Annotated in this window: 6 protein-coding genes; 4 read left to right on the forward strand and 2 right to left on the reverse strand. The window is 64.7% G+C overall.

Features of this window, described 5'->3' with window-relative positions; genetic code table 11:
- Positions 1-1,254 (forward strand): hypothetical protein (locus EEB15_RS33905; RefSeq protein ID WP_158290303.1); only part of this gene is annotated, 1,254 nt, incomplete at its 5' end.
- Positions 1,255-1,263: 9 nt separating this feature from the next.
- Positions 1,264-1,644 carry a hypothetical protein gene (locus EEB15_RS32475; RefSeq protein WP_141514137.1) on the forward strand — a complete coding sequence of 127 codons (381 nt, stop codon included), beginning with the start codon at positions 1,264-1,266 and terminating at the stop codon, positions 1,642-1,644.
- Positions 1,645-1,734: 90 nt separating this feature from the next.
- Here the strand turns inward: EEB15_RS32475 and EEB15_RS32480 are convergent, their stop codons facing one another.
- On the reverse strand, positions 1,735-2,091 hold the full coding sequence (locus EEB15_RS32480) for a helix-turn-helix domain-containing protein (RefSeq protein WP_141514138.1): 357 nt from the start codon (positions 2,089-2,091) through the stop codon (positions 1,735-1,737).
- Between the two features lie 168 nt (positions 2,092-2,259).
- Between EEB15_RS32480 and EEB15_RS32485 the strand changes: the two genes are divergently transcribed.
- The gene (locus tag EEB15_RS32485) at positions 2,260-5,250 is read left to right on the forward strand and encodes a CHC2 zinc finger domain-containing protein (protein WP_141514139.1); all 2,991 of its coding nucleotides are present in this window, start codon (positions 2,260-2,262) and stop codon (positions 5,248-5,250) included.
- 10 nt (positions 5,251-5,260) lie between these two features.
- Positions 5,261-6,346, forward strand: coding sequence for a site-specific tyrosine recombinase XerC (gene xerC, locus EEB15_RS32490; RefSeq protein ID WP_158290304.1), 1,086 nt, complete (start codon positions 5,261-5,263; stop codon positions 6,344-6,346).
- Between the two features lie 524 nt (positions 6,347-6,870).
- On the opposite strand, the gene EEB15_RS32495 is transcribed toward xerC, so the two are convergent.
- Positions 6,871-7,455, reverse strand: coding sequence for a hypothetical protein (locus EEB15_RS32495; RefSeq protein WP_141514141.1), 585 nt, complete (start codon positions 7,453-7,455; stop codon positions 6,871-6,873).
- Positions 7,456-8,969: the final 1,514 nt, after the last annotated feature.

The following is an 8,969-nucleotide window of genomic DNA, read 5'->3' on the forward strand; positions in this document are numbered from 1 at the left end:
TTTGGCAATGCACTGGGGTCTTCGTTGGCGGAGGCGAATTGGGGTGTTGGCCAACAAGCGCAGGCTGGGCTGCAGCCTGGACAACTTGGCAGCGGTTCGTACTTTGTGCCGGGGGTCGACGACGCTGCGGCGCCGGAGTTCTTCACGGACAACACGAGTGGCTTGGATCGCATGGGCAGTCCCAAACTCGAACAGCCCGAGTGGGTCGACAACTGGCGTGAGCAAACGGCACGCGCCGGCCAGCAGCCGACAGTGGGCTACAGGTCAACGCGTCGCGTCGATGACGCGGGCAATACGGTATACGACCGCGTGGCCGCTTACGCTCCGCTCGACGGCAGTGTCAAATACGATCGCAGCGTTTCCTTCAACTCGAACACAGGGACATACATCGAGAGTTGGCGCGACTGGCCAACGACGTGGGCGGTGGCCGACGCATCTGGTCAGCCTCTCCTGCCGACGTCGCACACGGTGAATCGGGGTACCAATCCCGAAACAGAAGGAATGATTCGCCAGGTGTACGGGGGATCAAACGAGCGTCTTGCAGCGTTGGTGAGTAACGCTGAGGACCGAGCAGTCGAAAACGGAAACTTCCCTCAGTACCTTGCCGCGCAATTCTTCCCGCGGAGCGTCGGAGGTGCAGTTCTGACGGCCGCTGGTGGGCCGGTCGCTGGTTTGGGCCTGAAGGGGGTGGGCGCACTCGCGCTGACCAGAAGCGCGCCGTTGGCTCTGCGAGCGCTGCCATCCGCAGGCGTCAGCACGGGCCTAAGGTCTGGTGGAGCTTCTGCTGAGGCCGCCGCCGCAATGCATCCTGGCCGCCTAGCGGCCGAATCTGGCGACGTCTCTCGCGCATCATTGATTCGCGCTCTTCGCCAAGCAGAGACCCCCGAGTCATTGGCCACGGCGAAGCTTCTGAGCCGCGGCAAGCTGGATGTGAAGATCTTCGCGCAAGACCCATCAAAGCAGGGCCTCGGTGGTCTGTATCGATTTGGTACCAAGGAGATAGAGCTCTATGGCAATGCATTCTCAACTCCCGCCCAGGCTGCCGGCTATGCGACCCATGAAGCTACGCACTTCATGCAAGGGCTAAGCCGTGCAAACTACAACCTCGGTCATGAGTTCCAGGCCTTCAAAAATCAAGGTGCGGTTGATCTAGGACATTGGTCAAGGTCGCTGAGCGATAACGGCCTTTACGACCTCTTGAGCAGGCACCCTGTTTACCGAGGTGTTCGGCCCGATCCCAACTGGCCCTGGTAGAGTGACAACATGGCGAAATGTTTGAATTGCGGCGCTGAGAGCTGGACTGTCGTCGAGCGCTTGGGCGCATTGGAGACTTGGCGCTGCGATGCTTGCGGCAAAGAAGAAACCATGCATGTCTACAAGCCTGGTGTTGATCCGGTATTGCCTGCGGACTTACCTCCGGTCTTCACTGTCATGGCTCGCTGGACTTCAAAGCCGACGGCCAGCCAGATTGGAGAGATGCAGGTGCTGTTCCCTCGGTTGAAATCCCTCTCTGCTGTTTCGCTGCTGCGGAAGATTCGAGACGAAGGTGTCATCGAGCTGGGCCGGTTCACTGACTCGGAGCTGAAGGACAGAGAGCCGCAACTCAAGCCTCTCGGCATTGAGTTGGAGCGTGTTCCTTCTTAAGAGAAAAACCTCTCTCTCACCCCTTAGCCGCTAAGGACTGGGGATCCAAAAAAAACAAGGGCCGCGACAGCGGCCCTTCGTTCGTTCCCTCTAGCGCGAGGGAGACGCCAGCATCGACTCGATCACCTGAATCATCAGCTTCTGCCTGGGCTTGGGCAGCGCGCTGATTCGCTCCATGTGACGCGCCAACACCGGAGCCGGGCCGCGCTTGGCGCGGGCCTTGGCTGTCTCGCCCAGCAGCTCGTCAAGGCCCACGGCCAGGGCGCGTGCCAGGTCCGGCAGCATCGACACCGGAATGCGCCGGCGGCCGATCTCGTAGGAGGCCACCACTTGCTGGGAAATCTCCAGCGCCTCGGCCAACTGCACTTGCGTCAGGCCCTGGGCCTTGCGCAGCTGCGCGATGCGGCTGCCCAGCAGCTTGAAATAGTCCTTCTCGTCTTCGGTCATGACTGCGTGCCAATGCGATTGCAACACCATGACGATACCCCCGGGTCAATGAACTGGCGTTGACGATACGCCAAAATGGCGTAGACTGCAAACCAGTTATTTATTTCAACGCCTGTTTGCGCCGATTGACCCCATGAAGCGCTCGGGTAAGACCCTGGAGGACCACCCGTGGCGCGCATCCCCCAAGCAGAGCTTGAGCAGCTAAAAAATGAAATCAGCGTGCAGCGCCTGGTCGAAGCCTCGGGGGTGGAACTCAAGAAAGGCGGCAAGGACCTGCTGGGCAAGTGCCCGTTCCACGAGGACGACGAAGCCAGCCTCGTGATCACGCCGCACAAGAACCTGTGGCACTGCTTCGGTTGCCAGATCGGCGGCGGGCCGATCGACTGGGTGATCAAGAGCAAGGGCGTGAGCTTCCGCCACGCCATCGAGCTCTTGAAGGCGGATCCTTCCTTAGCTGCCGGTTCCCCTCAGAAGGTGACCACGACGCGCGCGCTGCCGGCGCCGGTGGCGTTGGACGCCGATGATCAGGCGCTGGTCGCGCAGACCATCGACTACTACTACCAGCGGCTAAAGGAAGATGCCGAAGCGCGGGCGTATCTCAAGAGCCGTGGCCTGGATCATCCGGCGCTCATCGACACCTTCAAGCTCGGCGTGGCCGACAGGACGCTGGGCCTGCGCCTGCCGTTGAAGAACCGGGCTGAGGGCGCCGTCATCCGCGAGCGCCTGCAGCGCATCGGCCTGATTCGCGAGAGCGGCCACGAGCACTTCAATGGCAGTCTCGTCATCCCCGTGTTCGATGAAGCCGGCAACGTGGTCGAGGTCTACGGCCGGAAGCTCCGCGACGACTTGCGCGCCGGCACGCCCAAGCACCTGTACCTGCCCGGCCCGCATGCCGGCGTGTTCAACCTGGCCGGCGTGCAGGACGCTGGACGCCGCGAGCCAGGCCAGCGAGACGTGATCCTGTGCGAAGCGCTGATCGACGCGCTCACCTGCTGGTGCCATGGCTTCACCAACGTCACCAGCAGCTACGGCATCGAGGGCTTCACCGCCGACATCCTCCAAGCCTTCAAGGACAACGGCATCGAGCGCGTGCTGATCGCCTACGACCGTGACGAGCCGGGCGAACGCGCGGCCGAGAAGCTGGCCAAGGAGTTGATCGCCGAAGGCTTCGAGGTCTTGCGCGTGCAGTTCCCCAAGGGCATGGACGTCAACGAGTTCGCGCGCAAGATGAGCCCGCCGGCGCAGGCTTTGGCGCTGGTGCTGCGCCAGGCGCAATGGGTGGGCAGTGGCCGGGCGCCTGTGGACACGCAGCCAGAACAGCCGCCTATCAAGGAAGAAACGCCGGCGCTTCCTTCCTTAGCCGCGGTGCCTGCGAGCGTAGCGCCCACGATCACGGCCGAGCCGATCGGCGCGCTGCCCGACGAAGTGCAGCTCGAAGCGGCCGCCTGCAGCTGGCGCATCCGGGGTTGGAAAAAGAATCTCACCCCCGAGGCCATGCGTGTGAACGTGCAAGTGCGCACGGCCCAGGGCGGCTACTTCGTGGACACGCTGGACCTGTACGCCGCGCGCAGCCGCGCGAGCTTCCTGCGCGCCGCGTCGATCGAGCTGGGCTTGGGCGAAGACGTGATCAAGCGCGAGCTGGGCGCGATGCTCTTGAAACTCGAAGGCCTGCAGGACGAGTTGATGACGCAGACGCGCAAACCCACGACGCCGGCCGCGCCGATCCTATCGGCCGATGAAGAAGAGAAGGCCCTACAGCTGCTGCGCGCGCCGGACCTCATGCGGCGCATCGTGGATGACCTGCACGCCCTGGGCGTGGTGGGCGAAGACATGAACCTGATGGCCGCGTACCTGGCCGCGGTAAGCAGGAAGCTCGATGCGCCGCTGGCGGTGTTGATCCAGTCCACCAGCGCCGCGGGCAAGAGCGCGTTGATGGATGCGGTGCTCGGCCTGGTGCCGCCCGAAGAGCGCATCCGCTATAGCGCGATGACTGGCCAGAGCTTGTATTACCTGGGCGAGAACAACCTCTCGCACAAGATCCTGGCCATCGCGGAGGAGGAAGGCGTGCGCCAGGCTGCGTATGCGTTAAAGCTGCTGCAGTCGGATGGTGAACTCACCATCGCGTCCACCGCGAAGGACGAGGCCAGCGGCAACCTCATGACCAGGCAGTACACCGTCAAGGGCCCGGTGATGCTGATGCTCACCACCACCGCGATCGACGTCGACGAGGAGTTGCTCAATCGCTGCCTGGTGCTCAGCGTGAACGAATCGCGCGAGCAGACCGCCGCGATCCACGCGCGCCAGCGGCAAAAGCAAACGCTCGAAGGCCTGTTGCAGTCGGCCGGCCGCGAGCAGCTGCAGGCGCTGCACCACAACGCACAGCGCCTGCTCGCCGGCGTGGCAGTGGTCAATCCCTACGCCGATCGCCTCACCTTCCTGGCGGACAAGACCCGTACCCGGCGCGACCACATGAAGTACCTGACCTTGATTCGCGCGATCGCGCTGCTGCACCAGCACCAGCGCGAAGTGAAGACGGTGGAGCACGCCGGCCAGCAACTCGCATACATCGAAGTGACCAAGGCCGACATTGCCCTGGCCAACCAGGTCGCGCACGAGGTCTTGGGCCGCACGCTGGACGAGCTGCCACCGCAGACACGCAAGCTGCTCGTCCTCACGCGCGCCTGGGTGCAGGCGCAGTGTGCGGATCGGCGCTTGCGCCAGAGCGACGTGCGCTTCACGCGCCGGCAGCTGCGCGAGGCCGTGCACTGGGGAGACACGCAGCTCAAGGTGCACCTGGCGCGCTTGGTGGAGCTGGAGTACGTGGCGATGCACCGGCGCGGCCTGGCCTGCGAGTACGAGTTGGTCTATGACGGCTCGGCCGAGGACGACGACCAGGCGCACGTCAACGGCCTGCTGGACGTGGCCACTCTCGACGACAAACACGACTACGACACAACCCGGTCGGCCCTGCAAGGCATTCGGTCGGGGTCTGGTCGGGGGTCGGTCGGCCTCCGGTCGGGGGGTGGCCGGGGTGGGGTGGATGCCATCCAAACCCGCGCCAGTGCTGGCTCTTCGCCCGATGCAGCCGCGAGCAACGCTAAATCGCGTATCAGGAACGGCGCGACTCCTTCCTTAGCCGCTGTCGTAGTTGCACATTGAGGTGCCGGCCGTGAGCAGCCTCGGTCCGAACGACACGCACGGCCTGGCCGGTGCGCTCGCGCGCTACCTCGAACACCTGGGCGTGCGCGGCTACCGGCCGCAAGGCATGGCGACGGCCGCGCGCTACATCAATGACTTCATCGACTGGGCCAGCGAGCGTGGCCTGGTGCATGCGAGTCAGGTATCACGCGCGGTGCTCGAGCGCTACCAGCGCTGGCTGTACCACTACCGCAAGCGAAACGGCGAGCCGCTGTCGATCGCGAGCCAGCGCTGCAAGCTCGTGCCGCTGCGCGGCTACTTCAAGTGGCTCACGCGCAGCGGACAAATCCCGGCGAACCCCGCGGCCGACCTGGAGCTGCCGCGCAAGTTGAAGCGCCTGCCTCGCGTCGTGCTCACCGCCGGCGAGGTCGAGCGCGTGATGGCCTGCGTTGAGCTGGGCACACCGGTGGGCCTGCGCGATCGGGCGATGCTGGAGATGCTCTACGCCACCGGCATACGCAGAACGGAGATTGCGCGCTTGGAACTGGGCGACGTCGATGCCGAGCGCTGCGTGGTCCTCATTCGCGAGGGCAAGGGCGGCAAGGACCGCATGGTGCCGCTGGGCGAGCGCGCGCTGCACTGGCTGCGCCAGTATCTGGAACGCGCCCGCGAAGATCTGGCCTGGAACGCCCAGGACAAGACGCTGTTCCTGGGCAACGAGGGCATGCCGCTCTCGCCCATGTGGCTGTCCACCGTGATCGCCAGGCGCGTCGATGCGGCCGAATTGGGCAAGCGCGGTGGCTGCCACCTGTTCCGCCACACGATGGCGACCTTGATGCTCGAAGGCGGCGCCGACATCCGCCACATCCAGGCGATGCTCGGGCATGCGGAAATCTCGACCACGCAGATCTACACGCAGGTGGCAATCCGCCAGCTGCAGCAAGTGCACGCGATGACGCACCCGGGCGCCAGGAGGCGCGTTAGAGGCGCGCAGATGGCGCTGGACATGCCAGCGCCCCAGCCCGACCCCGATCGCGCCGCTGCGGACCTTCTGGAGGCCTTGGAGGACGAGGCCGATCAGGAGGCGTTCCAGGCGGATGCGCCAGCGCACCGCTGAACGCATGCGAGACGCTGCTGGCACCTTGGACCGCTCTCGTCACGCGGCTTGCTGGGCCTTTGGCGATCGAGGCGCGTGGGCGTGCTGCAAGCCGCGCGCCGTCGCTACGCCGCGCCGACCTCGGATGCGGCGGGCGCTCCACCGCTGCGAAGTCAAAGCCAGGCGCTTCGCGCAGAGCTGAGATGCAGGCCAGGTCCGGCATCGAGCCGGCCCCGGCCTGGCAGGCGCCGCGGGGTGAATTGCGCCGAAGCGCAATTCAACATAACGGGCGATTGCACCCAGCGTGCCCAGTCGCGCGCAGGGCGCGCTTGGTGGTCCCGCTGGACGCAATCCCCGTTATGTCTTGCGCCCCGTGTCGCCTGCAACACCCTGGGCAGTGCGGCTAAAGCCGCAGGTCACGTAGCCAGGCGCGCTGCGCGCGCAGCATCATGAAGACGATGCCCACCCACCCCGCGCTACACGCGCGGCAGCAGCTCGTCGTCCTCGCCGCTGCCGCTAGCGCGGCGCTCCCTTGTGCCTACGCGCTACAGCGCTCGGTTGAGACTCGCCTGCGCGCGGCTTCGCCGCGCTCGGGTCCTATCACCATCGTCCACGAGAGTCCCATCGGCATCACTCGGATGTTGCGCAGGCTGGATCTTCGAAGCTGCGCCATCAAGGCTGTCAACGAGTTCGTCAACGCGCTTCTCGATCTCGACCAGAAACTCGGGCATGACGGTCATTGCCGAAATGCGCAGCGCTCGGGAGGCCTTCAGCAATGGTGTGACTGGGCCGTCCGCATAGTGGTTCACGAACGGACAGTCCATATCGCCTTGGAAGAAGCCCGATACGGCTCGCATCGGCTTCACAGCGAGAGACCATTTGCCCTCGGCCTTCGCGAAACCCAGAATCTGCACCACGTGAGAGCTGGTTTCGTTCGGACCGATATCGCCTTCCTGGTCGGTGCTGTCAATAGGCCGACTGAACCAAACTTCCACGCCCAAGTTCAGCTGGATAAGCCGAGACTCGATACTGGAAAGAAGCTCGTTAGCGGAGTCGGAAGCTGTGTGTAGGCGTGCAGCCTTAGCTTCGAGAGAGGGAAAAAGAGATTGAATGCCGACTTCTGTCGTCATAGGATTCCTCCAAGGCCGTCAGGCCAAAAGTTGCGATGAACGTCGATCCGTCAAGACCGACCAGCGCATCGTAGCAGCTTCCTCGCATTCAAGGTCGTCGAGCACGAGCGGTGTCGGCGATGGCGCGTGTCGCGCGGCCCCGCGCTCGGGGGGAACACAGCGGCTAAAAGAGAAGGCGTGGCACGGCGGACCGTGACCAAAACACCTGGTCTTGGGCAGATGAAAAACTCCCGCGCATTCCTTCCTTAGCTGCCGGCTGTTCCCCCGAGCGCGGCGAAGCCGCGCGTAGGGCTCTCGCGAGCGGGCGTGCCACGCGAAGCACAAGGGAGCGCCGTGTAAGCGGCAGTGGCGAAGGACGGCGAGCCGCTGCCGCGTGTGCGGCGCGGGGTGGGCGGGCATTGAATGCGTGGTGCTCGCGCCGCAGGCGCGCATGCCGTGGACCTGCGCGCTTCGCGCGCACGAGCCATGGTGTTGCAGGCGACGCGGCGGCGCCAGACATAACGTGGTGTTGCCTAAACCCGCAAGGGCCGGCGAAGCGAAGCGGCCGAGGTGCCGGCACCAAGCGCGCCTGGCGCGCGACTGCGGCACTTTGGGCAACGCCCCGTTATGTTGAATTGGCGCAGCCAATTCACCCCGCGGCGCCTGCCAGCCTGCGGCGGGCTCGATGCCCGCTGCAGGCTGCTTCCCAGCCCTGCGCGAAGCGCCTGGCCTGGCTGTTCGAGCGGTGGCCAACAGGTCCGCGTCCGCAGCGCGATCGCCACGCCGGCCCGGGTGTAGTGACGGCGCGCGGCTTGCCCGCGTGATGCTGCGCCTCGATCGCCGACCAGGCGCAAGCCGCGTGACGAGAACGGACCAAGTGGAACGTCGTGCCCCGCCACGATCGTCCAAACGACGCGAACGAGTAGGTTCACACGGCTCTGTGGAAAGGCGCTACACTGCAACCGCGTCTCTGGGAAACGACATTCCCTGCTCGGTGCGAACTTCCGGCAAATGTTCGAGCGTCTGGATCGCTCAATCTCCTGCCTCGGTGAGGGCTTCCGTCAAATGCCCCGCGCGCCTGGATCGCGCTATCTCCTGCTTCGGTACGGACTCCCGACACAGTCCGAGCGACTGGATCGCTCTATCTCCTGCTTCGGCAGAGCCTCCGAGATGGCTCAGCAGCGCCTAACGGCACCGAGCAACAAGATTCAAGGAATCGCGCATGGACATCACGTTCACCGTGAAGGTCAAGGTGCAGCCGAAGCACGTGGTCGCGCTCGCGACTGTCGTACTCTGGCTCGCCTTCATCTTCCTCCGTTAACTTCAACACGCGGGGCATGCGGAGGTGTGCCCCGCCGCCTCTCCGCCTTCTTCCCTTAGCCGCTGGCGCCGCAGGCGCAAAACCCCGCTTCGGAAAATTTGCACTTCGCAAAGCACTGGACGTGCATGCACGATGCGCCTGCAGGCCGCATCAGTGCTCGCTGCGCGGGCATGCGACTACGACAGTGCGTCAGACCCAATGCATTTGGCAATGC

The sequence above is a fragment of the Ramlibacter sp. WS9 genome (genome assembly GCF_003797765.1).
In the GTDB taxonomy this organism is placed as follows: Bacteria; Pseudomonadota; Gammaproteobacteria; order Burkholderiales; family Burkholderiaceae_C; genus Ramlibacter.